The following is a 25,700-nucleotide window of genomic DNA, read 5'->3' as shown; positions in this document are numbered from 1 at the left end:
CCACCCTACGAAAGCGAGTTGGTGGAGAGTTCATGCAACGCATCACCTTCCTCAAAGCTCTGATGCTTGCATCCGCGCTGCTCGCCGCCGCGCCTGCGGCGGCCGAGATCCGCATCATCCAGTCCCCGGGCGGACAGGTCGGGCCGTTCCTCGATCTGTTCGAAAAGGTCCGCGACAGTGGCGAGCGCGTGGTGATCGACGGCCCCTGCCTGTCCGCCTGCACGCTGGTGCTGAGCATCGTGCCGGGCGAGCGCATCTGCGTCACCAAGCGCGCCGTGCTCGGCTTCCATGCCGCACGCTCGGTTGACCGGCGCGGCCGCTTCTATGCCGAGCCGGAAGCATCGGTCGCGGTGCTTGCCGCCTATCCCGGTCCGGTGCGCGACTGGATCAGCCGACGTGGCGGTCTGACCTCGCGGTTGCTGCTGTTGAAGGGGCGCGATCTCGCCGCGATCTATCCGCGTTGCCGCTGATACAGCCGGCAGCCGCCACCGCTTTCAAAACAGCGTCTGGATCACTGGCGCCAGCTTCGCGCTGGCGCAAATGAGCATTCCCCAAAGAGCAAAGTTGATCTGTAGCGCCGCCGCCATCGGTCGCTCCCCTTGCAAGTGACGTCCATCCCAGTTTGTAGCTTTTATGACTCACCAATAACGATTCTGACGTGCAGAGCACAGCCCAATCTTGCGCCAATTGTTGTGCGATGCAGCTCGCTTCACGAAGCGGCCTCACTGCGTCCGCAAAGTGATGCGAAAGCACGACTCATATTCGGCCATGCTGGCAAGTTTGTTTTGCCTTGAGTTCCATTGAACCGACGATGCGCGTGTCTCACGCAGATTCTGCGCGCCGATTGTGGAGGCAAAAGCCCGGCATGATTCGACACGGCTTGATCGTGCTCACTTTTTGCACAGCGCTGATCGGATGCGCAGAGGCGCCAGCGCAGGAACGCCGCGCCATTGCATGGGACGGCCTCGGCAAGGATCCGAACCGTCCGCATGTGGCCAAGCGGCGCGTCACGACCGGCGCGCCGGCTGCAAGTGATCCCAATCAGGAGCGCGAAAAAGTGCTCGGCACATTGCGCCCCTATTCCGAGGCGTGGTGGGCGGTCCAGGACGAGATACAGGCGGAGAACGACAGGAAGCTGGGCGCCAAGCTCGTGATCTGTCCTCGCTGCGTGGAATCGTCGCCGCCGCCCGAGGACGTCACCGGATCAATCCGGTGAAAGGACAACGGCTGATCGGCGCCTGACGTAACGAAACGTACGTCCCCTCTCCGCAGCATTGGAGAGAGGGGATCGCAACGTGACGGTCGCGCCCAAAGCGCGATGATAGGATAAATCGTCATCGCGCTTTAGGTTGTTGTTTGAGCATGATCTTTTCGGAAAACCGCTTCACACTTTTCCGGATCATGCTCCTATCACATGCCCTCGGCCGGGCAATTCACCATCCAGGGAATGCCGAACTTGTCGACACACATGCCGAAGCCCTTGGCCCAGAACGTCTTGCTGAAGGGCATGGTGACGCTGCCGCCGTCGGCAAGCGCGTTGAACTTGCGCTCACCATCCGCGGGGTCCTTGACTGTAATCGAGATTGCAAAGCCCTGCGGCTTCTGGAAATGCTCGGCCGGCGAGTCGGAGGCCATCAATACCGTGCCGTCCGGCAGTGACATCCGCGCATGCATGATCATCTTCTCGCGGCCGGGCGTAGCCGGCACCTCCGGCGGAGCATCCGATGCGCGCATCATCGCGTCGATCTTGCCGCCGAGAACCTTGGCGTAATAGTTGAACGCTGCTTCGCAATTGTCCTGGTAGAACAGATAGGGATTGAGCATCGTTTCTCTCCTCTTCGTTTGCAGTGAGGCTTATTGCTTCTCGGTGAGCTTCTTCAGGCCGGCGAGGCCGGTCTCGAAATCCTTGCCGATCATGCTGTCCATGTTGAAGAACACCTGCATCAGCTTGGACAGGAACGGGGCCGGACCGTACATTACCCATGTGACGAGTGTGGCATCGCCTTGCGGCACAAAGGTGAACTCGGCGGTGTTGTGGCCTTCGAACGGCCGCTCGAAATCAAGCTTGATGCGGAGCTTGGAGGGGCCGTTCGCCTCCAGGATCTCCATATGGCCGGCGCCGACCTTGTTGTTGCCTTCCCAGGCATAGGTCGCACCCTTCCCTGCCGCGGTTCCGCCGAACGTCCGCTTCATGGCGGGATCGCGGGTCTCATACGGCGACCAGGCGGTCCAGCGATGGAAATCGGCAACCAGCGGATAGATCACAGCGGCCGGTGCCTTGACGGCGAGCGAGCGTTCCACACGGAACGTGTCGGGTTTCGTCAGGGCGAAGACGAGGACCGCGGCAAGGCCGGCGGCGAGAACGATGGCGATGACCGCAATGGCTTTCAGCATGGATGGCTCTCCGTGGATACGGAGCCTAGGACGAACGGGGGAGGCCCCGGCCCGACAATGGGACAGAAATTCTTTGGCGCACTGCGCCCCCCCGTCATGGCGTGGAAACAGACGGGCCTACTTCGCCTTGGCGCTTTCCTTTGCCTTCGGCTGGCTGTCCCGGATCAGGCGATCGAGATGCATGCGGATGTGGGCGGCTTCGGCCGAGGTGTTGGCGAGCGCGATGGCGCGGTCGAAGGTGATTCGGGCTTCGTCGTTGCGGCCGAGCTGCATCAGGAAGGCGCCGCGCACGCCGTAGAAATGGAAATAATTGGCGAGCTTCGGCGCCAGCGGCTCGATCAGCTCGAGCGCGGCCTGCGGCCCGCGCACCTTGGAGACCGCGACCGCCCGGTTGAGCGTCACCACCGGTGAGGGCTGCACCACTTCGAGCGCGCCGTAGAGCAGGTCGATCTCCGTCCAGTCGGTCTCCTCCGGCGTCGCCGCGCGCGCATGCAGGGCGGCGATCGCGGCCTGGATCTGGTAGGGCCCGCTGCGGCGGTGGCGCATCGCCTTGTCGATCAGCGCGAGGCCCTCCGCGATCATGGTGCCGTTCCACAACGAACGATCCTGATCATCCAGCAGGATCAGCGACCCGTCCGCGGCAAAGCGCGCCGCGCTGCGCGCGTGCTGCAACAGGATCAGCGCGGTCAGGCCCATGATCTCCGGCTCGCTCGGAAACAGCCGCAGCAGCAGCCGCGCCAGCCGGATCGCCTCCTCGCACAGCGGCTTCCTGATCTCCGCGGTGTCACCGCTCGCCGAATAGCCTTCATTGAAGATCAGGTAGATCATCGCCGCGACGCCGGCGAGCCGTTCAGAGCGCTCGACCGCGCCCGGCGCCTCGAACGGCGTCCCGGCCTCGGCCACCTTTGCCTTGGCGCGCGTGATGCGCTGCTCCATCGCCGCTTCCGAGACCAGGAACGCGCGGGCGATCTGCTTCACCGTGAGGCCCGAGACGATGCGCAGCGCCAGCGCGATCTGCTGCGTCGCCGGCAGTCCTGGATGGCAGCAGATGAACATCAGCCGCAAGATGTCGTCGCGATAATGCGAGCCGTCGAGCCGCTCGGCGAGTTCGCCCTCGGCGTCGTCGAGATCGGAGATCGCCTGGTCGTCCTCAGGCAGCGGCTGCTGCCTGCGCGCGCGTCGCACTTCGTCGATCGCGACGTTGCGGCCGACCATGATCAGCCAGGCCGCGGGATCGCGCGGCGGCCCATTCTGCGGCCAGGTCTTGAGCGCGCGCAGGCAGGCGTTCTGAAACGCCTCCTCGGCGGTGTCGAGATCGCGGAAATAGCGCAGCAGCGCGCCGACCGCCTGGGGTCGCGCCGAAGTCAGCGCAGTCTCGATCCAGGCGGTATCGGCCTCGCTCACGTCAGGTTTCCTCCGGGCCGGAATACGCCGACGGGACGCACCTCATAGGCGCCGCCGGGATTGGCGGCACCCAGCTCGCGTGCGACGTCGAGCGCGTCGTCGAGATTCTTGCAGTCGACGATGTAGAAGCCGAGGAGCTGCTCCTTGGTCTCGGCATAGGGACCGTCGAGCACCAGCGGCGGATCCTCCTTGCGCAGCGTCGCCGCCGCGGTCGTCGGCAACAGCCGCGCCACCGGCCCGAGCCGACCCTGCCTGGTGAGCTTCTCCTGCACCACGGTGAGCTTCTTCATCACGGCCTCGTCCTGTTCCTTGCTCCAGGAGCCGACGAAATCCTCATCGTGATAGCAAAGAATGGCGTAAAGCATGGGCAGCACTTCCCTCGTCTGTTCTGAAGACGCGCCAATATGCCCCGCGCCGACAGCGCTGCGGAAAAAATTTGCAAGAAAAATCCGGCAGATCGTGCCAAGGAGGGCCTTCTCGAGCGGAACCCGAAGAGGCACTTCGAATGACCATGGGCACACTGGCCGTCCTGATCAACAGCACGCAACAGAACTGGCTGCCGGAGCGGTGGAAGGCCCGCTTCGACGCGGTCTGCGGCAACCGCCGCGTGGTGCTGCTGCCGGACGCCGGGCTCGATCCGGCGGAGGTGCATTATGCGGCGGTGTGGAAGCCGGTGCCCGGCGATCTCGGTGCGTTCCCCAATCTGCGGGCGATCTTCAACCTTGGCGCCGGCGTTGACGCGCTAATGGCGGACAAGAGCCTGCCCGAGGTGCCGCTGGTGCGCGTCGCCGTGCCCGATCTCACCAATCGCATGACCGAATATGTCATGCTGCACGTGCTGATGCATCACCGCCAGGAGCTTTACCTGCGGCAATCGCAGCGCGAGAAGCGCTGGGAGCCCAGATATCAGTGGCCGGCGAGCGCGGTCACGGTCGGCGTCATGGGATTGGGCACGCTAGGCGCCGATGCGGCCGACGTGCTGCGGCGGCTCGGCTTCCACGTCGCCGGCTGGAGCCGCAGCCCGCGCACGATCGAGGGCGTCGAATGCTTCCATGGCGCCGCCGGAATGGACGCGTTCCTGCGCAAGACCGATATCCTGGTCTGCCTGCTGCCGCTGACACCAGACACGCACGGCATCCTCAACCGCGAGGTCTTCGCCAAGCTCAATCGCACCAGCCCGCTCGGCGCGCCGGTGCTGATCAATGCCGGCCGCGGCGGCCTGCAGAACGAGGCCGATATTCTCGCCTGCCTCGACGACGGCACGCTCGGCGCCGCCTCGCTCGACGTCTTCGTGCAGGAGCCGCAGCCGAAGGACAGCCGGTTCTGGACCCACCCCAAGGTGGTGTTGACGCCGCACAATGCCGCCGACACCGACGCGGATGCGATCTCGGCCTATGTCGCCGAGCAGATCGCCCGGTTCGAGGCGGGCGGCGCGCTGGAGAACGTGGTGGATCGAACGCGGGGATATTGAAGCTTCGCTTCCAGCTTATCCTTTGGCGCCGATCATCACGTCGATCGCGCCCTTGACGATCGCCTCCAGCTCCTTGCGCGGCACGCGGGCGCGGGAGCGGATCGCAATGGTGTGGATCGTGGCTGATGCGATCTGCGCCAGCGCGAACGGATCGGCGCTCTCCGGCAGCTCGCCTTTCTCCTTGGCGCGGCGAAAGCAACTGGCAAAGGCCTTGTCGAGCCCGGTGAGGCCGTCCAGTACCATGGCGCGGATCTCGGGATCGCCGACTGCCTCGGAGGCCGCGGTCACGACCGTGAAGCAGCCGCGCGGCCCCGTGTCGCCGGACAGATAGATGTCCAGCGCGGCCGCGTAGATGCGCTCCAGCCGCTGGCGCAGCGGCATCTCCTCGCGGAAGATCGCGACCATCGCCGCGCCCGCCTCGTCGCGATAACGCTGGTAGCTCTTGATGTAGAGCTGGCGCTTGTCGCCGAAGGCGCCGTAGAGGCTCGGCCGATTCATGCCGGTGGCGGCGCTGAGATCGTCGAGCGAGGTGGCCGCGAAACCCTGCTTGCGGAACAGATCGAGCGCCTTGCCGAGCGCGACATCGGGCTCGTAGGCGCGCGGACGGCCGCGGCGCTTAGGCCCACCGCGACGCTCGGGCTCGCCGCGGCGTTCGGGCTGATTGGCAGCAGCTGGCGGCTTCGATTTTTGTACCATTCCGCAAGTTATTCCTTGACCTCACCCATATTATGCAAGATGGTACAAAAATCAATCTGGCCAGGTTGAGCGACACCCAAAGAGGAATTGCCCAAGGAGGCTACAGATGGATCTCTATTTCTCGCCGCTTGCCTGCTCGATGGCGACACGCGTCGCGCTGTATGAAGCCGGCGCCGAGGCGAACTACCTCGAAGTCGATCCGCCGACCAAGAAGGTCTTGAGCGACGGCTCCGACTTCCGCACCGTGAATCCGATCGGCCTCGTGCCGACGCTGCGCACCGACGACGGCATGGTGCTGACCGAGAACGCTGCGATCCTGCAATATGTCGCGGACCGTTTCCCGCAAGCCGGCCTCGGCGCGAGCGCCGGCATCGACCGCACCCGGCTGCATCAATGGCTCTGCTTCATCGGCACCGAGCTGCACAAGGGCCTCTTCATCCCCATGCTCGACCGCAAGGCGCCGCAGGAAGTCAAGGCCTATGCCCTGGAGAAGAACCTGTCGCGGCTCGACTATCTCGACAATTACCTGAAGGGACGCGAGTTCCTGCTCGACCATTTCAGCGTGGCCGATGCCTATCTCGTCACGGTCATCAACTGGACCATGGCGACGCCGCCGATCGAGCTTGCGAAATGGCCGAACCTGAAGGCGTATCACGAACGGCTGCGTCAGCGACCTTCGATTGCCAAGGCGATCGCGGAGGAGTTCGAGCTGTACAAGGCCGAGCTCGCGCGGAAGAAGGCCGCGGCCTGAGGCCGCACGCGAGCTCCGTAATCGCGCGGCAGCGCGCTATCTCGGCGCCTGCAGCGCGATGCCGTAGCGGCGGTAGATCCGGTCGATCGTGCCGTCGCTGCGCAGCCGCTCCACGGCTGCGTCGATGGCTTCGCGCAACGCATCGTCCGGGCGGACCATGCCGACGCCGACGTTCCAGTTCAGATCGGCCGTGCTCTCGTCGCGATCGAGGATCCGGAGCGGTTTGTCCGGGTGGGTCAGATTGAAATAGCTGGCGGCGGTGGGCGTGACCGCGGCGGCGTCGATCTCGCGGTTCGACACGGCCTCCAGGCTGTCGCTCTCGAAGCCGAAGGTCGATATCGGCACGCGCCGCTGACCGATGATCATGGCTGCGATCGATCCAACCTGCACGCCCACCTTGGTCGATTCGTTGAGGCTGGCGAAGGACGTGAGCGTGCTGGATGACGGCACGGCGAGCGCGACGCCTGTGCGATAATACGGTTTGGAGATTCTCAGACGGGTTTCGCCTTGCGCTTCGCGATCGGCGATGACGTCCAGGAGAATGTCGCAGCCGGCGCTGCGCATCTGGTACTGCGTGATGATCCAGTCGAGCCGCAGCGAGACACCGAGCTCGCGTGCCAGCACCCGACCGAGTTCGACCTGGAAGCCGGGCGGATCGCCGGTCTTGTGCGCGAAGGGAAGCGAATTGGGATGTGCGCAGAGCCCGATCACGCCGCTGGAGCGGATCGCCTCCAGGGGGCGCGCCGCCGCCTGCCCCGACAGGACGATGGCGGCAGCGACGATGACCGGGGCAAATGTCTTCATTCCACACTCTATGCTAGTCAGCCGTCGCGCGGTTTCAGGGCGCGGATGTACTTGACCATCTGGTCGATCTGGGCGTCGGTGAAGGCGCCGTCAAAGGCCGGCATCGCTCCTTGCTTGCCGAGCTTGATGCGACTGCGAATGTAGTCGTCGTCGCGCGGCGAATTCATCAGTTGCGGCCCCTTCCCAGCGGCCCGGCCACCGTCGGAGTGACAGAAGCCGCAAGTCCCCGCAAACACCTGCTCGGCCTCGAACGCCGCGTTCTCCGGCACGGGTGTGGCGGATTGGGCCTGGGCCATCGCAGCCCACAGCAACGAGGCGCCCAGCCCCGCCAAAATCGTCTTGCAAGACAGTCTCAACAGCTACGCTCCATTCCTGAGCCACGCGGCCGCGACATCGATCGAGGAGCGGGCTTGCGCCCGCTCCATGATCAGAACATCTGCGGCAGACTATTTCAGGCTGAAGACGACCAGGGCGCCGTCGTCACGCGGCATGCTCTTGTAGACGCCGCCGAAGTTCGGCGCATATTCGTCCGCCAGCATCCCGCCGAAGCCCGCCGTCACCGCGATATATTGCTTGCCGCCGACGGAGTAGCTGACGATCCCGCCCTGATGGCCGGTGCCGTTGTTGTGCCTCCATAGCTCGGCGCCAGTTTCGGCATCATAGGCGTGCAGCACGCCACGCGAATCAGGCACGAAGACGAGGTTGCCTGCGGTCGACAGCACGCTTCCGAGCGGAGGCTCGGGATAGCGAACCTCCCATTTCTTCGCGCCCGTGATGGGATCGCGCGCGTCGAGATGTCCGTAGATCTCGCCACCCGGAGGAGGCACCATCTTGAAATCGGCACCGATGTTGAGCTGGACCTGCGGCGTGGTGACCGGCGTCGTCTTCTGGATATCCAGCGTCATGCACCATTCCTGTCCGATCTTGTAATAGAGACCGGTCTTGGGGCTGTAGGAGCCGGCGTTCCAGCTGATGCCGCCGCCGATGAACGGACACAGCGGCGGTTCGGTGACCTTGCCGACCGGGAAATCGCGACGGCCGATCAGGGCGCCGGTCTTGGGATCGATGTCCTTGACGAAGTTGATGTTCTCGACCAGCCGCCAGACGTTCTTCACTTTGAGATTGCGGTCGTAGACGAAGACGAAGCCGCCCTTGTTCGGATGGACGACGTATTTCTGGCCGTCACGCTCGAGCATCACGAATTCGCCGACCGAGCTGTCGAAGTCCCAGGCATCGTGCGGCAGTTCCTGATGGTAGAATTTCAGCTTGCCGGTATCGATGTCGAGCCCGATCACCGAGCTCGTATAGAGGTTATCGCCGGGACGCGCCCCCTGGGTCTTGTAGTCCGGACCCGACCAATCGTAGAGCGGCGCCGGATTCGCAGTGCCCCACAGGACAGTGTTGGTCTCGGAATCGTAGGTGCCCGGCATCCAGCCGCCACCACCGCCGGTGCGCCAGGACTCGTTGCCCCAGGTCTTCATCGCCTCTTCGGTGCCTGCGACCGTGAGGAACTCCCACTTCTTCTTTCCGGTTGCGGCATCGAGCGCGAAGATCGGGCCGCGGCCCGGCCATTCGCCGCCTTGCGCGCCGATGATCACGCTGCCCTTGGCGTAGAGCGGCGCGCCGGTGAAGCCGACCGTCAGCTTCTGCGAGTCGATCAGCCTGGTCTCCCAGAGAACCTTTCCGGTCTTGGCGTCCAGCCCGAAGACACGACCGTCCATGGTGCCGACGAAGACCTTGCCTTCGCCGAGAGCGACGCCGCGGTTATAGGGCGAGTGGGTCTGGCGGCTGATCAGCGCTTCATCCAGCTCCGGAAAGAACGACCAGATCACCTCGCCGCTGGCGCCGTTCAGCGCGAAGACCCGGCTGTAAGAGCCCGAATAGTACAGCACGCCGTCGGCGACGAGCGGCATCGACTGCAGGCCGCGCGTCGATCGCCCGGGAATGTGCATCCATGCCACGCCCAGATTGCCGACATTGCTCGTATTGATCTGTGTAAGCGGGCTGTAGTGATGGGATTTGTACGAACCGTGATAGGTGAGCCAATCGTTCTGGCCGGCGGCCTCGATCCGGGCCGTATCCACGGACTGAGCCAATGCCGCCGTCGCTGCAAGTGTCGCAACGACAACGACAGCCAAGGCCGAGCTGAGCCACTGTTTCCTCATTTGCACTTCCTCCCGCTCTTGTGTTTGTTGATTGCGTCTCGTGAATGCGGCTTGCGAGGGGTATTTGCAGTTCAGTGTGCGTCGATCGTCCTCCATCGGACCGAATCGTCAACAGACGTCCCCTCCTCGGCGCATCGCGCTGAGGAGCCACGTTCACCGGAGTGGTTGCTGTTGTACTTCTGCTTGCCGTCACACTGTACGACGGATCACAGGGCCTGCAAATATGGAATGCGCGCCGAAGTCGCTTCGATGCAGGGCGACTTGAAACGGCAGCGGCGCTGACCGTTTTGCTTTCGATCCGCCGATCCCGGAACAAGTCGTCTTATCCGTAAAGCACCTTCGGCAGAATCGTGACGATGCCCGGCCACAGCGTCAGCAGCAGCACGAATCCGATCATGATCATGAGGTACGGCATCGTGACGCGGGCGATATAGCCGAGACCGTCGTCGGTCAGCCCCTGGATCACGAACAGGTTGAAGCCGACGGGCGGCGTGATCTGCGCCATCTCCACGGCGAGCACAAGGAAGACGCCGAACCAGACCTCGTCGAAGCCGGCACCCTTCACGATCGGCAGCACGATCGGCAGCGTCATCACGATCATCGAGAAGCCGTCGAGGAAACAGCCGAGCACGAGATAGAAGACGATCAGCGCCACGATCAGCATGAAGGGCGACAGGCCGAGGCTCTTGACGAACGCGGCCACCGCCTGCGGGATGCCGAGGAAGGCCGCGGCATTGCCGAGGATCGAGGCTCCCAGCACGATCAGCGCGATCATCGAACAGGTGACGACCGAGCCGATCAAGACGTCGCGGATCACCTGCTGCGACATTGCGCCTTGCGCCCAGGCGACCAGGGCCGCGCCGAGCACGCCGACGGCGGCAGCTTCCGAGGGCGTTGCGAGCCCGCCATACATCGAGCCGAGCACGCATGCGATCAGGAACAGCGCCGGCGCGAGATCCTTCAGTGCGGCAAAGCGCTCGCTCCACGGCACCTGCGAGAGCTTGGCTTCGGTCTCGGGCACCATCGCGGGTTTGAGGGTGGTGTGCAGCATCACCCAGGCCATGAACGTCGCGGCCAGCAGGAAGCCCGGCAACACGCCGGCGGTGAACAGCTTCAGGATTGAGACGTCGCCGAGCACCCCGTAGATGATCATGATGTTGGACGGCGGGATCAGGAAGCCGAGCGTGCCGGCGCCGGCGAGCGACCCGATCGCGATGTCGCGGGAATAACCGCGGCGCGTGAGCTCGTTGAGCGACATGCGGCCGATCACCTGCGTGGTCGCAGCCGACGAGCCCGAGATCGCCGCGAAGATGGTGCAGCCGATCACGTTCACATGCAGCAGGCGGCCGGGCAACAGCCCGGCCCACGGTGCCAATCCCTGAAACAGCGAGCGCGACAGGCGGGTGCGGAATAGCAACTCGCCCATCAGGATGAACAACGGCAGCGCCAGCAGCTCCTGCGTGGTCAGGATGTTCCAGGCGTATTGCGGCAGCAGCTTGTCGAGCGGGACCGAACGGAACATCGCGAGCAGCAGCGTCGCGGTCAGCGCAAGCGTGAGGCCGATCCAGACGCCGCAAGCCAGCAGCACAAACAGGATCGCGAACAGGGCGACGACTTCAATGGTCATGCGATCTTGGATCCGGATGCGGGCAAGGCGATCATTCGACGGGCGAGGCCTTCATGCGATGATCCTCCAGCGGCAGCCCGAGCGCGGCCTGGATCGCACGCGCGAGGAACTGCAGCGTCAGCAGCAACATGCCGAAGGTGACGATCGCTTGCGGAAACCACAGCGGCGTGTCGCTCGAGGTCGAGACCTGGCCGCGCAGGAAGGCGCTCCAGGCGAATTTCGCCATGGCCATGGTCAGGAACGCCATGAAGGCGAAGCCGGCCGCCGCCGAGAGGATCTCGAGCGCGCGCTGCACCGGCACGGGTGCGTTCTTCAGGAGCAGCACGACGCGGATGTGGCCGCCGACGCGCAGCGTCATGGCGGCGCCGAAAGTGAAGGCCGCCGCCATCAGATAGGAGGAGTATTCCCACGCGATCGAGATTGTCGGCGGGAAGAACGGCAGGAAGTTCGAGAGGAAGCGGGTTGCGACCTCGCACAGCATCAACAGCGTCAGCATCAAGAGACAGAAGCCGCCGATCCAGCCGTCGAGCCGGCCGAGGCGATCGATGGCGTCGAGGACGATGCGCAGCGGCGCGGGCGCCGCTGCGTTGAGGCTTTGCGATGCTTCGGGCGAAAGGCTCACCACGCCTCGCCCTCAGCCGCGCTTGATTTCGGCGAGATAGGCCCGCACCGGCTTGTCCGCTGCCGGCACGCGCTTGAGGAAGGCATCCAACTGCGGCGCGGTCTTGGCCCGGATGTCCTTCATCATGGCGTCCGAGACCGGCACCACCTCCATGCCGCCCTCCTTGAGGCGGTTGAGGCTGTCGACATCGGCCTTGAGCGAATTGGCCCAGAAGCCGGGCTCCATCTTCGCCGCGATGTCAGCGACCAGCTTCTGTTGATCGGCGCCGAGCGCCTTCCAGGCATCGAGATTGACGGTGAGCATCTGCGACGACCAGACATGGTTGGTCGGGTAGACGTATTTCAGGAACTCCCAGAACTTGCCGTCGACGCCGGACACCGACGAGGTGGACACCCCGGCCACCGCGCCGGAGGCGAGTGCGGGAATCGTTTCGCCCCAAGGGATCATCACCGCCGCCATACCGATGGCATTGAGCATCTCGACCGCGTTCTTGTCGGGCACGCGGATCTTGATGTTCTTGAGGCCCTCGACGTCGGCGACCTTCGCCTTCAGATGCAGATATTGCGTCGGCCACGGCACGATGTAGAGGATCTTCTGATTGTTACGCGCGGCGATCTTCTCATATTCGGGCCGCACATATTTGTGCAGCACCTTGAGCTCGTCCACGGAGCCGCAGAGGAAGGGGATGCTCTCGACGCCCATGAAGGGCTCGTCGCCGACCTGCTGGATGTTGAGGACGTCGGCGAGCGGCACCAGGCCGTCGCGCACGGCCCGCAAGTGCTCGGGCCCCTTGAAGCCGAGCTGGCCGCCGGCCTTCACGGTGATGGCGACCGCACCATTGCTTTGCTTCTTCACTTCCTCCGCGAAGGACATCGCGTTCTGGGTGTGGAAATTGCCGTCGGGCCAGACCGTCGACATATCCCAGCTCGTTGCCGCCCGTGCGCGAGTCGAGATGTGGCCGGCGGCGAGCAGCGTTGCTGCGCCCACAGTGAAGTTCCGTCGCGTAATCATTGCTCCCCTCCGTTTACCAAGCGCGCCGATGCATCAACGCGCGTACCCATAGACCTTGACTGCGTTCTCCGAAGACACGAGACCGCTTGCGACGTCGTCGTTGACGGCCGCGCGATCGCGCTCCCTGGGATCGCCGATGCCGGCACCGCCGGGCGTCAGCACGACCAGCCGATCGTCCGGCGGCACCTGCTGAAAGCCCTTGCCGCGCAGCTTCTTGCCGGATTTGAGACCGACATAGCCGGCCTCGCCGTTCTGGCCGCCGTCCCGCCCGCGCGGCGGGTGGTCGATGCGGTCGAACGCGGCGAGGATGTCGAACGGCGCATCGACCCCGCTGCCGACTTCGATGATCTGGCCGAGGCCGCCGCGGGTGCGCCCTGCCCCACCGGAATCCGGGCGCAGCTCCTTGCGCCAGAAGATCAGCGGCGTCTGCGTCTCCGCGATCTCGACCGGCGTGCCGCGCACGCCGCTTGGGTAAGCGGTCGCCGACAGCCCGTCCTTGCCGAAGCGCGCACCGGTGCCGCCGTTGGAGGTGACTGCCATCGAGAACCCGTAATTGCCGCCGGCGCCGGAGCGGGTCTGGCCGCGCACGTTGAGATTCCACAGGCAGGAGGTGCCTTCCGCAGGCACGCGCTCGGGAATGATCTGGCGCAGGCAGCCGAACACGACGTCCGGCAGCATCTGGCCGATGACGTGGCGCGACGCCACGGGCGCCGGCTTCGGCGCATTGAGGATGGCACCGGCCGGCGCCGACACCGTCAGCGGCGAGAGCGAGCCGGCATTGTTCGGGATCTGCGAGGCGACGACGCAGCCGAGGCCGAACACGGTATAGGCGGTGGTGTAGGACAGCGGCACGTTGATGCCGAATTTTGACGCGGCGGACGTGCCGTCGAAATCGACGTGGATGCCGGTATCCGAGATCGTCAGCGTCGCCGCCAGCGTCACCGGGGCATCATATCCGTCGACCACCATGGTGTTGCGCCAGCTGCCCTTCGGCAGCTTTGCGATCTCGGCCAGCACGGCCTCGCGCGAGCGGTCGCAGATGTAGTCGCCGAGCTCGTCGAGCGTCTCGATGCCGAACTCGCTCATCATCTCGACCAGGCGCTCGCAGCCAACGTCGTTGCAGCCGGCGAGCGAATAGGTGTCGCCCTCGGTGTCGATCGGAAGCCGCGTATTGGTGCGGATCATCGCCATCAGCGTCTCGTTGACGACGCCCTGGTCGATCAGCTTCAGCATGGGGATGTAGAGCCCCTCCATGAACACGTCGGTGGCATCGGGCCCGAAGCCGATGCCGCCGATGTCCATGAGATGGCTGGTGCAGGAGAACAGTGCGACGACCTTGCCGTCCTTGAAGCAGGGCGTGGTGACGACGAAATCGTTGAGATGACCGGTCCCCATCCAGGGATCGTTGGTGATGTAGGCATCGCCCTGCTTCATCGTCTCGATCGGGAAGTGAGCGATGAAGTGCTTGACCGATTCCGCCATCGAGTTGACGTGGCCGGGTGTGCCGGTCACCGCCTGCGCCAGCATCCGCCCCCTGAGGTCGAACACGCCGGCGGAGAGGTCGCCGCATTCGCGCACGATCGGGCTGAAGGCGGTGCGCAAGAGCACCTGCGCCTGCTCCTCGACCACGGCGATCAGCCGGTGCCACATGATCTGAAGGTCGATCAGGCTCGCGCCATTTGCCTTGCTCATGATGAGGCCGCCTTTCGTTCCATGACGATGCTGCCGGCACCGTCGATATGGGCGTCGAAACTGGTGGAGACGAAGGTCGAGGTTTCGTCTTCCGCGATCACGGCGGGGCCTGCGATGGTCGCCCCTGGCGCCATGTCCTCGCGCCGATAGAGCGGGATCTCGATCACTTCGCCGGCCCGGCCGTCGAAGAATTTTCGGCTGCCGGACGCCTTGGCCGCGGGCTGGCGCGCCACGGAAGCGACGGCGGGCGGATTGCGCGCCTCGGTGGTCGCGAGCACCGACCAGCTCAACACCTCGATCGCCGCGCCCGGGATCGGTCGCTCGAACATCGCCGAATAGTCGGCCTCGAACTGCTGCCGCAGACCGGCGAGATCGGCCGTCGTCAGCGGCCGGTTCGGCAGCTCGACGGTGATCTCGTGGCCCTGGCCGACATAGCGCATGAAGGCCGCGCGGCGCTCGCGCACCGGTGCGCCGGCAGCTCCAGGCTCGACCAGCGCACGCGCTTCGGTCGCCATCTCCTGAAGCAAGTCAGAGACCGCCTCGGTATCGAAATCATCGAGCCGGACGTGACGGCTGCGCACCAATTCATACGCGATGGGAGCCGCCAGAAATCCGACCGCCGAGCCGACGCCGGCGTTCGAGGGCACGATCACGCGGGAGACGCCGATCTTCTCGGCAACGCGCGCCGCATGCAGCGGCGCGGCGCCGCCGAAGGCGATCAGCGTGTGCTGGCCGACCACCGCGCCGCGCTCGACAGCGTGCACGCGCGCGGCGCTCGCCATGTTCTCGCAGACCACCTCGTGCACGGCATAAGCCGCTGTTTCCGCCGACAGGCCGAGCGGCGCACCGACATCGCGCAGCAGCGCCTGTTTCGACAGCTCCGGATCGAGCTTGATCGTGCCGGCCGCAAAGGCGTCAGGATCGATCATTCCGAGCGCAACGTCGGCATCCGTCACCGCGGGGCGCTGACCGCCGCGGCCATAGCAGGCCGGTCCCGGCTCCGACGAGGCGCTCTCCGGGCCGACGGTGACGCGCTTCATCGCGTCGACATGGGCGATCGAACCGCCGCCGGCGCCGATCTCGACCATCTCGATCACGGGGATGCGCACCGGCAGGCCGGAGCCCTTGAGGAAGCGCGCGGCGCGATCGACCTCGAACACGCGCGAGGTCTCGGGCTGGTATTTCTCGATCAGGCAGATTTTTGCGGTGGTGCCGCCCATGTCGAAGGACAGCACCTTGCTCTCGCCAAGCCTCGCCGCGATCTGCGCCGCGAAGATCGCGCCGCCGGCCGGACCGGATTCGACGAGACGCACTGGAAAGCGCCGCGCGGTCTCGATCGAGGTGACGCCGCCGCCTGACGTGACGAGGTAGATCGCGCCGCGGAACTGCTCGACCTGCAGGGCGTCGGCCATGCGGGCGAGATAACCGTCGATCAGGGGTTGCACATAGGCGTTCGCGACCGCAGTCGATGTGCGCTCATACTCGCGAATTTCGGGACAGACGGCGGAAGACAATGTGACGGAGATGCCGGGCATCTCCTCGGCCATGATCGCCGCTGCGCGTCGCTCGTGCTCGGGATTGGCGTAGGAGTGTAGGAAGGCGACCGCGACGCTCTCGACGCCGAGTTCACGCAATTTCGGCGCGAGCGCGCGCACGGCCGTCTCGTCGAGCGGGAGGCGGACGGCGCCGTGGGCGTCGATGCGCTCGGGCACGGTGAAGCGGAGGCCGCGCGGCGCCAGCGGCTTCGGCTTGTCGATGCTGAGATCGTACTGGTCGTAGCGGCTCTCGGTGCCGATATCGAGCACGTCGCGAAAGCCTTCGGTTGCGATCAGCGCCGTCTTGGCGCCGCGCCGCTCGATGATCGCGTTGGTCGCAAGCGTAGTGCCGTGGATGAAGACGTCGATATCGCTGATATGCGCGCGTGCATCGGCAAGAATGAGCCGCATGCCGCCCAGCACCGCCTGCTCGGGCCGCTGCGGCGTCGTCAGCACCTTGCGGGTTTTGCGGTCTTGTCCCACGTCCAGCACGATGTCGGTGAACGTGCCACCGATATCAACGGCAAGCCGCACCTCGGCTCCCTCGAGCATTCCAATTTCTCCGTGCTGATCGTCAAGTTCGGGTCCAAAAGCACAGCAATTCCCGTGCCATGAGGCATGCCTGCAACGCTGTGCCCGGCTATTTTGCGCGGCACCTATGCAATAGGCAAGGCGTGTTCGCGCCTGAGCGATCAGAGCAGGAATGCAAGCGCCGCTTCACAGCGCTCCTCAACCTTCAGCGTCAGGAGATCGTCGGCGCGCGTGCGGCCGAGATTGACCGCGGCGATGGGGATATTGCGCCGCGCGGCGGCTTGGACGAAGCGGAAGCCGGAATAGACCATCAGTGACGAGCCGACGATCAGCATGGCATCGGCTTCTGCCAGATGATCCTGCGCCGTGGCCACCACCTCGCGCGGCACGTTCTCACCGAAGAACACCACGTCGGGCTTGAGGATGCCGCCGCAGGCTTGGCAAGGTGGCACCTCGAAGGAGGAAAAATCCTCGTGCTCCAGATCGGCGTCGCCGTCGGGTGCATCCGCGGCATCGAGCGTCAGCCATGCCGCATTGGCGCGGCCGAGCGCGTGCTGAAACTCCTCGCGCGACGTCTTCGCCCCGCAGCCCATGCAGCGGACCAGATCGAGCCGGCCGTGCAGGTCGATCACCTGCCGATGGCCGGCCGACTGATGCAGCCGGTCGACGTTCTGGGTCAGCAGCATCCCGCACCGGCCGTTCGCCTCGAGCCGGGCCAGCGCGCGATGCGCATCGTTGGGCCTCGCCCGGCCGAACCGCCGCCAGCCGATCAGGCTGCGCGCCCAATAGCGCCGGCGGGTCTGCTCGTCCGACATGAAGGCCTGGAAGTTGACGGGCTGGGTCCGCTTCCAATTGCCCTGGCTGTCGCGATAGTCGGGAATCCCGGAATTGGTGCTGCAGCCGGCGCCCGTCAGCACGAACAGGCGTTCGTGCCGGCCGATGAAATCCTGGAGCGGAGGTTTTGCCGGAGGGGCATTCGTCATGGCGCATGATGTAGTTCGCGCCGGCCCGTTTTGCCAGATGACGACAATCCCGGCGCATGGCGGCCGCATAGCCGCTATCGCGGCGACCGCCGTCCCGTGAGATCGAGCGGACGAGCTTTCTCTTGTCCCGCGATCCGCGCGGCCTGCTGCAGCGTCAGCCTGAACTCGTCCCGCTTCTCGTGCACCGAGGCGATCGCATGCCCGACTGCAACGCCGAGGCCGACCAGTGCGGCTTCGGAGAGCTGCAGGCTCGCCTCGATGGTTTCCGGCACCGCATCGGTTGCGCCGATCGCGTAGAGGTGCCGGGCATGATCGGCGTCTCGCGCACGCGAGACGATCAGCACGTCCGGCCGCACCGCCCGGATCCGCTCGACGACGGCATCGATCGCCGGCCGCGACTGGATGGTGATGATCACGCCGGTCGTCTGCATCAAGCCGCAGGCTTCGAGGAAACCCGGCTCTGTCGCATCGCCAAAATAGACCTTGTGACCGCCGCGGCGATCACGCGCCACGTCGACGGCCGCGTGATCGACCGCGATGTAGTTCAGGCCATGGCTGGTCAGCAGGGAGCAGACCACCTTTCCAACACGGCCATAGCCGACCACGATGGCTTGCGCCCGGTCGCCGGGCGGCCGGACCGCGAGCTCGGGATCGGGCGTGCGTTCGCTGCTCAGCTTCGCGGCCAATCGTCGCCCGAGCATGCCCAGAAGCGGCGTCAGGGCCATCGTCACGGCGGTGACGGCGACGGCAAAGCTCGACACGGGGGGCTCGATCATGCCTCCGGCCGCCGCCATTCCGATGCTGACGAAGGCAAATTCGCCGACGGGGCCCAGCAGGAAGCCGATCTCGATCGCCGCCGGCCATGACAGCCTGAAGAGGCGTCCCAGGATGATGAGCACGATCGCCTTGCCGACGAGAATGCCGACGACGGCGGCCAACAGCCAGCCGGGCTCGCGCAGGAACACACGGACGTCGATCGCCATCCCGACTGTGAAGAAGAAGATGCCCAGCAGCAGGCCCTTGAACGGCTCGACGGTGGCCTCGATGGCCTTGCCATATTCGGTTTCCGCCAGCATCAGTCCTGCAACGAAGGCTCCGAGCGCCATCGACAGGCCAGCCTGGTGGGCGGCAAGGCCTGCGCCGACGATGACGAACAAGGTCGCGGCAACGAACAACTCCGTCGAATGGGTGCCTGCGACCATCTGGAAGAGCGGACGCATCAGCAGCCGTCCGACCAGAGTGAGGAAGGCTACCGCCAGCACAGCCTTCAGGACCGCACTGGAGATGTGCGCCACGACCGAGCCACCGCTTCCCGCGCCGAGCACCGAGACGAAAACCAGAATGGGGACGACTGCGAGGTCTTGAGCCAGCAGCACCGAGAAGCTGGCGCGCCCGGCCGAGGTGGAAAGCCGCCTCTCGGCGGACAGGAGCTCGAGCACGATCGCCGTCGAGGACAGCGCAAGGCTCGCGCCGAGGATCACGGCCGTATCGGAGCTCTGCCCGAAGAGAAGCGCCACGCCGAAAATCATGGCCGACGTCGCGAGGACTTGCAGGCCGCCGAGCCCGAACACCAGACGCCGCATCGTCATGAGCCGTCTGAAAGACAGCTCGAGCCCGATCAGGAATAGCAGGAACACGATGCCGAGATTGGCGATACCCTCGACGTTCTGGGCGTCCGTCACGGTGAACCAGTACAGGACCGGGACGTCCTTGACGAGCGAGCCGAGCCCGAGCGGACCGAGAATGGCGCCGGCCCCGAGATAGCCCAGCACGGGATTGATGCCCCAATGCCGGACCATTGGCACCACCACGCCGGCAGTCCCGAGCACCACCAGCGCGTCACTATAGGCATTGATGTTGATGGTTGTGGTCACGGGCCCTTCACGTGTCGGCGCCCGCCAATAGCGGCAGCGCCATCCACGGTCGATAGCACACGGCGCCGCAGATCCCCAACCGGTCGCGCCCCTCTATCCCACGCGAGGCGCGCGCAACCCCAAGCCGGTTTTCAGCTTGCCCAGTTCTCCCGAAACTCTGGAAACAGCGTCAGGCCCCCGCAGGCATAGATAGTCTGCCCGGTGATGTAGCTGGCGTCGTCCGAGGCGAGGAAGGCGAACACCGCGGCGATCTCTTCCGGCGTGCCGACGCGCCCCATCGGAATGTGGGAGGTGACGACGCCGCGCTTCTCCGGATCGCCGGTCCAGGCCGCATTGATCGGCGTGTCGATCGCGCCGGGACCAACCGCATTGACGCGGATGCGCTGGCCGGCGAATTCCAGCGCCAGCGTGCGCGTCAGATTGGCCATGCCGCCCTTGCTGATCGAGTAAGCGAGATAGCCGGGTTTGGGGATGATCTGGTGGACGCTGGAGCAGTTGATGATGCTGCCGCCTGCCCCGCGCGCGACGAAATGCGCCAGCGCCTTCTGCGCACACAGCACGGCGCCGTTCAGGTTGACGTCGATGATGCGGCGATAGGTTTCGACGTCGAGCGCCTCGCTCGGCGATTCCCGCTGGAAGCCAGCATTGTTGACGAGACAGTCGAGGCGCTTGAAACGCGCCAGGACCGTCTCGAACATCGCGGCGATGTCCTGCTCATTGCCGATATCGGCCTTGACGACGATATGGTCGAGCCTGCCGTGGCCGCGATCGCTCGATGCGGTTCGTGCGAGCGCGAGCGTCTCGTCCGCCCCCTCGGGACTGCCGAAATAATTGATGGCGACGGTCGCGCCTTCCTGGGCGAGCCGGATGGCGACGGCACGGCCGATGCCTTGTGAGGCGCCGGTCACCAGCGCGTACTGGCCGACGAGGCGCGAGGGAAACGGGGTCGAGCGTTCGGTTTGCGGCATGTGTTTTCTCCGGGATGCATCATCATGGATGGAACCGGCGTTTTGTTCCATCCCTCGCAGATGCCGGGATCTAGTCGGCTCGCTGCGCGCGCGGCGAGGTCAAGATCTGATAGAGGATGATCGCGCCGAAGGTCGCGGTGCCGATGCCGCCGATCGTGAATGCACCGAATTTGAGCGTGAGATCGCCGGCCCCTGCGATCAGCGCCACCGCGACCGTGATGAGGTTCGCAGGATTAGCGAAGTCGACCTTGTTCTCGACCCAGATTCGTCCGGCCATCGCCGCGATCAATCCGAACAGCACGATCGAAAGCCCCCCGATGACGGGACCCGGGATGGACAGGATGAGCGCGCCGAATTTCGGCGAGAAGCCGAGCAGGATCGACACCAAGGCTGCGAACGCAAACAGCAGGGTCGAATAGACCTTGGTCGCCGCCATCACGCCGATGTTCTCGGCATAGGTGGTGACGCCGGTACCACCGCCGCACGCTGCCACGATGGTAGCTAAGCTGTCGGCGAATAGGGCGCGGCCAAGATAAGAATCGAGGCTTCGGCCGGTCATGGCGCCAACGGCCTTGATGTGCCCGAGATTCTCGGCAACGAGAATGACCGCAACCGGCGCGATGAGGAAGATCGCATCGGCATGGAAGCTCGGCGCAGTGAAGTTCGGCAGCCCGAGCCACGGCGCGGCCGACAATTGCGTGAAATCGATGGGCTTGCTGAAACCGAGGCCGTTCGCGAAAAGCAGGTACAAGAGATAGCCGCCGACAGCGCCGAGGATGATCGGCAGGCGGCGCCACAGGCCTGGCGCTGCAACGGCCACCACGCCGATGATCAGCACGGTGGCGAGCCCGATCCAGGTGTCGAAGGCATTGGCGCTCACTGCCTTGACCGCCACCGGCGCGAGATTGAGACCGATCGCGGCGACGACAGCGCCGGTAACGGCCGGCGGCAGCAGCCGCTCGATCCAGCCGACACCGGACCACATCACGACCAGCGAAATCAGGCCATACAGCACTCCGGCGCCGACGATGCCGCCGAGCGCAACCGACAGGTTCGGGTTCGGCCCCTGCCCGGCATAGCCGGTGGCGGCGATGACGACGGCGATGAAGGCGAAGCTCGAGCCGAGATAGCTCGGCACGCGCCCGGCGACGATGACGAAGAAGATCAGCGTGCCGACGCCGGAGAACAGAACTGCAACGTTGGGATCGAACCCCATCAACAGCGGCGCGATGATCGTCGCACCGGACATCGCGACGCAATGTTGAAGACCCGAGACGATGGTCTGGCCCCAGGACAGCCGCTCCTCCGGCATGATCACGCCCGAGGTCTTGAGCTTCCAACGTGGAAAATAGCTCTGCTCGTCCGAGCCTGTTGCGATCGTCATGTTCCCACCCAAGTTCGACGCAACGACCGATGGTCGTGCCAACAGACAAAAATGTGATTGTCGCTTCTGCGGCGCCCATCACATGATGCAAATCATCCACGATCAATCCGTTCCCGAGCCTACATTATGACACAGATTGCGATCCCGTCAGCCATCCAGCGCCGGCACCAGCCCTGGTACAAGATCCTCTACGTCCAGGTGCTGATCGCGATCGCACTCGGCGTGCTCATCGGCTATGTCTATCCCGATCTCGGCAAGGCCTTGAAGCCGCTCGGCGACGGCTTCATCGCGCTGATCAAGATGATGATCGCGCCCGTGATCTTCTGCACCGTGGTGCACGGCATCTCCTCGATGGGCGATCTGAAGCGGGTCGGCCGGGTCGGGCTGAAATCGCTGATCTATTTCGAGACGGTCTCGACCGTGGCCCTCGCGGTCGGCCTTCTGGTCGGGAGATTCTCCAGCCCGGGCACGGCTTCAACATCGATCCAGCCACGATCGACCCGAATTCGGTGGCGACCTACGTCACCAAGGCCAAGGAAGAGGGCATCGTCGCCCACCTGATGGCGATCATTCCCGACAGCTATCTCGGGGCGATCGCGCGCGGCGACCTCTTGCAGGTGCTGCTGATCTCGATTCTCTCCGGCTTCGCCATCGCCTTTCTCGGCAAGGCCGGCGAGCCCATCGCGGACGCGATCGACAAGGCGGCGAAGATGTTCTTCGGCATCATCCGCATCATCGTGCGCGTCGCGCCGATCGGCGCCTTCGGCGCCATGGCGTTCACCGTCGGCGCCTACGGCCTCGGCTCGCTGCTCAATCTCGCCGCGCTGATCGGCACGTTCTATCTGACCAGTATCCTGTTCGTGCTGATCGTGCTGGGTTCGATCGCCCGGCTCGCCGGCTTCTCGATCCTGCGCTTCATCGCCTATATCAAGGACGAACTCTTGATCGTGCTCGGCACCTCGTCCTCCGAGACCGTGCTGCCGCAGATGATCCAGAAGATGGAGCATCTCGGCGCCTCACGCTCCGTGGTCGGCCTCGTCATCCCGACCGGCTACAGCTTCAACCTCGACGGGACCAACATCTACATGACGCTGGCGACGCTGTTCCTGGCGCAGGCGACCAACACCCATCTGACCATCTGGCAGGAGCTCGGCATTTTGGGCATCGCCATGATCACCTCCAAGGGGGCCTCGGGCGTGACCGGCGCCGGCTTCATCACGCTCGCTGCGACCCTGTCGATCGTGCCTGATATCCCGATCCAGTCGATCGCGATCCTGGTCGGCATCGACAAGTTCATGAGTGAATGCCGCGCGCTCACCAACCTGATCGGCAATGGCGTTGCCTGCGTGGTCATCAGCATCTCCGAAGGCGAGCTCGACCGCGACGCGCTGCACGAGACCATGGCGCATCCGCTGGAGATCGGCGAGGCGCTGGAGCCGGGTGGAGGCGCGGCATCCTAGGCCGCGCAATCGGTGGGCAGACGAAGCCTGGTTCCGATGCGGTAGTTTCCCGGAGTAGAAAATCGATGCGGCCCGCGTCACAACAATGGCGTTGGGATCACGGATTTATACTCATTTTTTTCCGCCCGACGCGCTGGGGGCAGGGCGTCGGGCTTTTGAAAATCACAGCCAGATCCAGAGCGCCAAGCGGGATCAGACGATCCCGCCATCGATGCGCGGCAAATTGGCGGCAAGTTCGATCCGCCGCGTGATCCCGATCGCCTGCAGGAACGCCTCGTCATGGCTGACGACCAGCAGTGCGCCGTCATAGGCCCGCAAGCCGGCCTCGACGGCTTCGATGGACTCGAAGTCGAGATGATTGGTCGGCTCGTCCAGGATCAGCAGCGACGGCGGCGGCTGCCCGCCCAGCACGCAAGCGAGGCCCGCGCGGAAGATTTGCCCGCCGCTCAGGCTCCCGGCGATTTGCAAGGCGGCATCGGCGCGAAACATGAACCGGGCCAGCGCGGCATGGCACTCGTTCGCACCGGCCTTCGGATTGAGACGCCGAAAATTGTCCAGGATGGAGCGCGCCGGGTCGAGCAGGCTGACCTTCTGGTCGAACAACGCGAAATCCGGCCTGAGCCGCACGATGCCCGCAAGCGGACGCAGCTCGCCCACGATGAGCTTCAGCAGCGTCGTCTTGCCGGAGCCATTGGGCCCGACCAGCGCGACGCGCTCCGGCCCGACCACCGCAAATGAGAGGTCGCGCACGACAGGCTGCTCCGGCCAAAAGCCAGCGCTGACACCGTCAAGCCAAAGCACTTCCCTCCCCGCCGGCAGGTCGGTTGCGGGCAATTTGACCGAGAGCGGCTGAAGAACCTCGATGCGCCGGCGCGCCGTGTCGATGGCTTGAAGCGCCTCCGCGCGCTGCCGCTCCGCGATTTGCGCATTCTTGCCGCCGGTGTCCTCGCTGCGATCCTTGCGGGCGCCGGCCAGGATGCGCGGCATGTCGCCCTTGGCGCGCTTCTTTCTGCCGCCGCTGTCCTTGCGCGCTTTCTTCTCCGCGGCCTCCTGCGCCCTCCCGTCGATCTCGGACAGGCGGTTCTCGGCATGCGCGAGATCGTGCCTCACAGCCGCGAGCTCGATGGCCTTCTGCGTTCGAAAGCTGCTCCAATTGCCACCATATCGCGTCGCGCCGAGCGACGTCAGTTCGACGATCGCATCCATGGTGTCGAGCAGTGTCCGGTCGTGGCTGACGATAATCGCGCCGCCGCGCCAGGCAGACAGCAGATCGGTGACGGCCTTGCGTCCGTCCTGGTCGAGATTGTTGGTGGGCTCGTCCAGCAGCAGGAAGTCAGGCGCAGCGAACACCAGCGCGGCGAGACGAACCCGCGTGATCTGGCCACCGGACAGGCACGACAGCGCCGTATCGGGAGACGGATCGAACCCGAGGCGCGCCAACGCGGCCTCAAGCCGCGTCTCGAGCGTCCAGTCGACCGCAGCGACCTCGTCGGCGGAGGCGTCGCCCCGCTCGGCACGGCGCAGCAACTCGAGCGCCGGCCGCACGCCGAACAGATCCGCCACGGTCGCGCCGGCAAGAACCTGCACGTCCTGGCGCAACAAGCCGATAGTGCCGTTGATCAGAACGCGTCCCGACTGAGGAACATGTTCGCCGAGCATCGACGCAAGCAGCGTCGTCTTGCCAACGCCGTTACGGCCGACGAGACCAGTTCGCTCGGCGCCGAGTGTCAGATCGAGGTTTGAGAAAAGAGAGCGCCCGTCAGGCGTGGACAGCGACAGGTTCGACAGGACGATTGAAGCAGGCATGGAATTCCCCGTGAGCAAGGCGGATGGGCGTTGCGGTCGGAGAGAAATCCATGGCTGCGAAGATCCTGATTGAGGAACTCTCTAACTAGTCCCATCAAAAGGCGAGATCAAGGCGCGGCTCGAGGAGACAACAGCGTGATTGGCGCTGTCGTCCTTCCTCGCCGTGCGCCATCAGCCCTTGAGCGCGGTCACCACCACCTCGATTAGCGCGCCGCCGCCGAGATCGGCGACGCCGACGGTGGCGCGGGTCGGCAGGTTGTCGCCGAAGAATTCGGTCCAGGCCGCGTCCATCTCTTTCTTCTTGGAGAGATCGGTGACGAAGATCGAGGCGCTGACCACGCGGCTCTTGTCGGTTCCCGCCTCTTTCAGATAGCCGGCGATCTTGCCGAGGATGTTGCGGGTCTGCTCGCCCATCGAGACCGAGGTGTCGTCGGCGATCGTGCCGCCGAGGAAGACGAAGCCATTGGCTTCGACGGCGCGGTGCATGATGGGCGTGCGGATGCTGCGGGTGATGCTCATGAT

23 protein-coding genes and 1 pseudogene are annotated in these 25,700 nt (G+C 65.0%); 5 read left to right on the top strand and 19 right to left on the bottom strand.

Annotation, left to right across the window (positions count from 1 at the left end; all coding sequences use genetic code 11):
* Positions 1–32: 32 nt before the first annotated feature.
* Together ACTEK7_RS19395 and ACTEK7_RS19390 are read left to right on the top strand one after the other, a co-directional pair.
* Positions 33–470 (top strand): hypothetical protein, encoded by a 438-nt coding sequence (locus tag ACTEK7_RS19395; RefSeq protein ID WP_035998510.1) that lies wholly within the window; start codon positions 33–35, stop codon positions 468–470.
* A gap of 395 nt (positions 471–865) precedes the next feature.
* Positions 866–1,216 carry a hypothetical protein gene (locus ACTEK7_RS19390; protein WP_036041329.1) on the top strand — a complete coding sequence of 117 codons (351 nt, stop codon included), beginning with the start codon at positions 866–868 and terminating at the stop codon, positions 1,214–1,216.
* A gap of 194 nt (positions 1,217–1,410) precedes the next feature.
* On the opposite strand, the gene ACTEK7_RS19385 is transcribed toward ACTEK7_RS19390, so the two are convergent.
* The 4 genes from ACTEK7_RS19385 to ACTEK7_RS19370 all read right to left on the bottom strand — a co-directional run bounded on the left by ACTEK7_RS19385 (position 1,411) and on the right by ACTEK7_RS19370 (position 4,163).
* Entirely contained in the window at positions 1,411–1,824 is a 414-nt protein-coding gene (locus ACTEK7_RS19385) for a VOC family protein (protein WP_109142498.1), read from the bottom strand.
* Between the two features lie 30 nt (positions 1,825–1,854).
* The gene (gene kdpF, locus ACTEK7_RS19380; RefSeq protein WP_225126328.1) at positions 1,855–2,394 is read right to left on the bottom strand and encodes a K(+)-transporting ATPase subunit F; all 540 of its coding nucleotides are present in this window, start codon (positions 2,392–2,394) and stop codon (positions 1,855–1,857) included.
* A 117-nt stretch (positions 2,395–2,511) separates the two neighbouring features.
* The gene (locus ACTEK7_RS19375; protein WP_225146439.1) at positions 2,512–3,798 is read right to left on the bottom strand and encodes an RNA polymerase sigma factor; all 1,287 of its coding nucleotides are present in this window, start codon (positions 3,796–3,798) and stop codon (positions 2,512–2,514) included.
* The gene (locus tag ACTEK7_RS19370) at positions 3,795–4,163 is read right to left on the bottom strand and encodes a YciI family protein (RefSeq protein WP_035998498.1); all 369 of its coding nucleotides are present in this window, start codon (positions 4,161–4,163) and stop codon (positions 3,795–3,797) included. Before ACTEK7_RS19370 ends, ACTEK7_RS19375 begins: the two co-directional genes overlap by 4 nt.
* 140 nt (positions 4,164–4,303) lie before the next feature.
* Here ACTEK7_RS19370 and ACTEK7_RS19365 point away from each other — a divergent pair, with 140 nt between their 5' ends.
* Positions 4,304–5,269 carry a 2-hydroxyacid dehydrogenase gene (locus tag ACTEK7_RS19365; protein WP_225146438.1) on the top strand — a complete coding sequence of 322 codons (966 nt, stop codon included), beginning with the start codon at positions 4,304–4,306 and terminating at the stop codon, positions 5,267–5,269.
* A gap of 15 nt (positions 5,270–5,284) precedes the next feature.
* On the opposite strand, the gene ACTEK7_RS19360 is transcribed toward ACTEK7_RS19365, so the two are convergent.
* Entirely contained in the window at positions 5,285–5,965 is a 681-nt protein-coding gene (locus ACTEK7_RS19360) for a TetR/AcrR family transcriptional regulator (protein WP_225146437.1), read from the bottom strand.
* A 106-nt stretch (positions 5,966–6,071) separates the two neighbouring features.
* On the opposite strand from ACTEK7_RS19360, the gene ACTEK7_RS19355 reads away from it, so the two are divergent.
* Positions 6,072–6,716: a glutathione binding-like protein gene (locus ACTEK7_RS19355; RefSeq protein ID WP_225146436.1), complete on the top strand. Its 645-nt coding sequence runs from the start codon at positions 6,072–6,074 to the stop codon at positions 6,714–6,716.
* A gap of 36 nt (positions 6,717–6,752) precedes the next feature.
* Here ACTEK7_RS19355 and ACTEK7_RS19350 read toward each other — a convergent pair whose 3' ends face one another.
* The 12 genes from ACTEK7_RS19350 to ACTEK7_RS19295 all read right to left on the bottom strand — a co-directional run bounded on the left by ACTEK7_RS19350 (position 6,753) and on the right by ACTEK7_RS19295 (position 21,912).
* A complete protein-coding gene (locus tag ACTEK7_RS19350; RefSeq protein ID WP_035998489.1) occupies positions 6,753–7,520 on the bottom strand; it encodes a substrate-binding periplasmic protein in 768 nt (255 codons plus the stop codon).
* Positions 7,521–7,537: 17 nt separating this feature from the next.
* Complete coding sequence (locus tag ACTEK7_RS19345) at positions 7,538–7,852, bottom strand: c-type cytochrome (RefSeq protein WP_225146435.1); 315 nt, start codon at positions 7,850–7,852, stop codon at positions 7,538–7,540.
* 114 nt (positions 7,853–7,966) lie between these two features.
* On the bottom strand, positions 7,967–9,685 hold the full coding sequence (locus tag ACTEK7_RS19340; RefSeq protein WP_035998486.1) for a pyrroloquinoline quinone-dependent dehydrogenase: 1,719 nt from the start codon (positions 9,683–9,685) through the stop codon (positions 7,967–7,969).
* Between the two features lie 322 nt (positions 9,686–10,007).
* Positions 10,008–11,312, bottom strand: coding sequence for a TRAP transporter large permease (locus ACTEK7_RS19335; protein ID WP_225136364.1), 1,305 nt, complete (start codon positions 11,310–11,312; stop codon positions 10,008–10,010).
* 31 nt (positions 11,313–11,343) lie between these two features.
* Positions 11,344–11,937, bottom strand: coding sequence for a TRAP transporter small permease subunit (locus ACTEK7_RS19330; protein WP_225146434.1), 594 nt, complete (start codon positions 11,935–11,937; stop codon positions 11,344–11,346).
* A gap of 9 nt (positions 11,938–11,946) precedes the next feature.
* Complete coding sequence (locus tag ACTEK7_RS19325; RefSeq protein ID WP_225146433.1) at positions 11,947–12,945, bottom strand: TRAP transporter substrate-binding protein; 999 nt, start codon at positions 12,943–12,945, stop codon at positions 11,947–11,949.
* Between the two features lie 33 nt (positions 12,946–12,978).
* Positions 12,979–14,637, bottom strand: coding sequence for a hydantoinase B/oxoprolinase family protein (locus ACTEK7_RS19320; RefSeq protein ID WP_225126338.1), 1,659 nt, complete (start codon positions 14,635–14,637; stop codon positions 12,979–12,981).
* Positions 14,634–16,724, bottom strand: coding sequence for a hydantoinase/oxoprolinase family protein (locus ACTEK7_RS19315; RefSeq protein ID WP_225146432.1), 2,091 nt, complete (start codon positions 16,722–16,724; stop codon positions 14,634–14,636). Before ACTEK7_RS19315 ends, ACTEK7_RS19320 begins: the two co-directional genes overlap by 4 nt.
* Before the next feature lie 140 nt (positions 16,725–16,864).
* Positions 16,865–17,686, bottom strand: coding sequence for an NAD-dependent protein deacetylase (locus ACTEK7_RS19310; RefSeq protein ID WP_035998466.1), 822 nt, complete (start codon positions 17,684–17,686; stop codon positions 16,865–16,867).
* A 74-nt stretch (positions 17,687–17,760) separates the two neighbouring features.
* Positions 17,761–19,560: a cation:proton antiporter domain-containing protein gene (locus ACTEK7_RS19305; protein ID WP_225146431.1), complete on the bottom strand. Its 1,800-nt coding sequence runs from the start codon at positions 19,558–19,560 to the stop codon at positions 17,761–17,763.
* A 131-nt stretch (positions 19,561–19,691) separates the two neighbouring features.
* On the bottom strand, positions 19,692–20,528 hold the full coding sequence (locus ACTEK7_RS19300) for an SDR family oxidoreductase (protein ID WP_035998460.1): 837 nt from the start codon (positions 20,526–20,528) through the stop codon (positions 19,692–19,694).
* Between the two features lie 70 nt (positions 20,529–20,598).
* Complete coding sequence (locus ACTEK7_RS19295) at positions 20,599–21,912, bottom strand: solute carrier family 23 protein (protein ID WP_035998458.1); 1,314 nt, start codon at positions 21,910–21,912, stop codon at positions 20,599–20,601.
* 126 nt (positions 21,913–22,038) lie between these two features.
* Here ACTEK7_RS19295 and ACTEK7_RS19290 point away from each other — a divergent pair.
* Positions 22,039–23,372: pseudogene (locus ACTEK7_RS19290) on the top strand (dicarboxylate/amino acid:cation symporter).
* A 192-nt stretch (positions 23,373–23,564) separates the two neighbouring features.
* Here ACTEK7_RS19290 and ACTEK7_RS19285 read toward each other — a convergent pair.
* Entirely contained in the window at positions 23,565–25,178 is a 1,614-nt protein-coding gene (locus ACTEK7_RS19285; RefSeq protein WP_225139276.1) for an ABC-F family ATP-binding cassette domain-containing protein, read from the bottom strand.
* Positions 25,179–25,349: 171 nt separating this feature from the next.
* Positions 25,350–25,697: a RidA family protein gene (locus tag ACTEK7_RS19280; protein ID WP_028138431.1), complete on the bottom strand. Its 348-nt coding sequence runs from the start codon at positions 25,695–25,697 to the stop codon at positions 25,350–25,352.
* Between the last annotated feature and the right edge of the window lie 3 nt (positions 25,698–25,700).

The sequence above is a fragment of the Bradyrhizobium sp. JHI2711 genome, from assembly GCF_056156565.1.
The sequence above is the reverse complement of the archived record's forward strand: the minus strand, read 5'-3'. Positions and strand labels throughout refer to the sequence as shown.

What these genes read in the sequence shown, in the direction of transcription:
- ACTEK7_RS19395 (WP_035998510.1), top strand. Translation starts at nt 33, where the DNA reads ATGCAACGCATCACCTTCCTCAAAGCTCTGATGCTTGCATCCGCGCTG.
- ACTEK7_RS19390 (WP_036041329.1), top strand. Translation starts at nt 866, where the DNA reads ATGATTCGACACGGCTTGATCGTGCTCACTTTTTGCACAGCGCTGATC.
- ACTEK7_RS19385 (WP_109142498.1), bottom strand. Translation starts at nt 1,824, where the DNA reads ATGCTCAATCCCTATCTGTTCTACCAGGACAATTGCGAAGCAGCGTTC.
- kdpF (WP_225126328.1), bottom strand. Translation starts at nt 2,394, where the DNA reads ATGCTGAAAGCCATTGCGGTCATCGCCATCGTTCTCGCCGCCGGCCTT.
- ACTEK7_RS19370 (WP_035998498.1), bottom strand. Translation starts at nt 4,163, where the DNA reads ATGCTTTACGCCATTCTTTGCTATCACGATGAGGATTTCGTCGGCTCC.
- ACTEK7_RS19365 (WP_225146438.1), top strand. Translation starts at nt 4,304, where the DNA reads ATGACCATGGGCACACTGGCCGTCCTGATCAACAGCACGCAACAGAAC.
- ACTEK7_RS19360 (WP_225146437.1), bottom strand. Translation starts at nt 5,965, where the DNA reads ATGGTACAAAAATCGAAGCCGCCAGCTGCTGCCAATCAGCCCGAACGC.
- ACTEK7_RS19355 (WP_225146436.1), top strand. Translation starts at nt 6,072, where the DNA reads ATGGATCTCTATTTCTCGCCGCTTGCCTGCTCGATGGCGACACGCGTC.
- ACTEK7_RS19350 (WP_035998489.1), bottom strand. Translation starts at nt 7,520, where the DNA reads ATGAAGACATTTGCCCCGGTCATCGTCGCTGCCGCCATCGTCCTGTCG.
- ACTEK7_RS19340 (WP_035998486.1), bottom strand. Translation starts at nt 9,685, where the DNA reads ATGAGGAAACAGTGGCTCAGCTCGGCCTTGGCTGTCGTTGTCGTTGCG.
- ACTEK7_RS19335 (WP_225136364.1), bottom strand. Translation starts at nt 11,312, where the DNA reads ATGACCATTGAAGTCGTCGCCCTGTTCGCGATCCTGTTTGTGCTGCTG.
- ACTEK7_RS19325 (WP_225146433.1), bottom strand. Translation starts at nt 12,945, where the DNA reads ATGATTACGCGACGGAACTTCACTGTGGGCGCAGCAACGCTGCTCGCC.
- ACTEK7_RS19320 (WP_225126338.1), bottom strand. Translation starts at nt 14,637, where the DNA reads ATGAGCAAGGCAAATGGCGCGAGCCTGATCGACCTTCAGATCATGTGG.
- ACTEK7_RS19315 (WP_225146432.1), bottom strand. Translation starts at nt 16,724, where the DNA reads ATGCTCGAGGGAGCCGAGGTGCGGCTTGCCGTTGATATCGGTGGCACG.
- ACTEK7_RS19310 (WP_035998466.1), bottom strand. Translation starts at nt 17,686, where the DNA reads ATGACGAATGCCCCTCCGGCAAAACCTCCGCTCCAGGATTTCATCGGC.
- ACTEK7_RS19300 (WP_035998460.1), bottom strand. Translation starts at nt 20,528, where the DNA reads ATGCCGCAAACCGAACGCTCGACCCCGTTTCCCTCGCGCCTCGTCGGC.
- ACTEK7_RS19295 (WP_035998458.1), bottom strand. Translation starts at nt 21,912, where the DNA reads ATGACGATCGCAACAGGCTCGGACGAGCAGAGCTATTTTCCACGTTGG.
- ACTEK7_RS19285 (WP_225139276.1), bottom strand. Translation starts at nt 25,178, where the DNA reads ATGCCTGCTTCAATCGTCCTGTCGAACCTGTCGCTGTCCACGCCTGAC.
- ACTEK7_RS19280 (WP_028138431.1), bottom strand. Translation starts at nt 25,697, where the DNA reads ATGAGCATCACCCGCAGCATCCGCACGCCCATCATGCACCGCGCCGTC.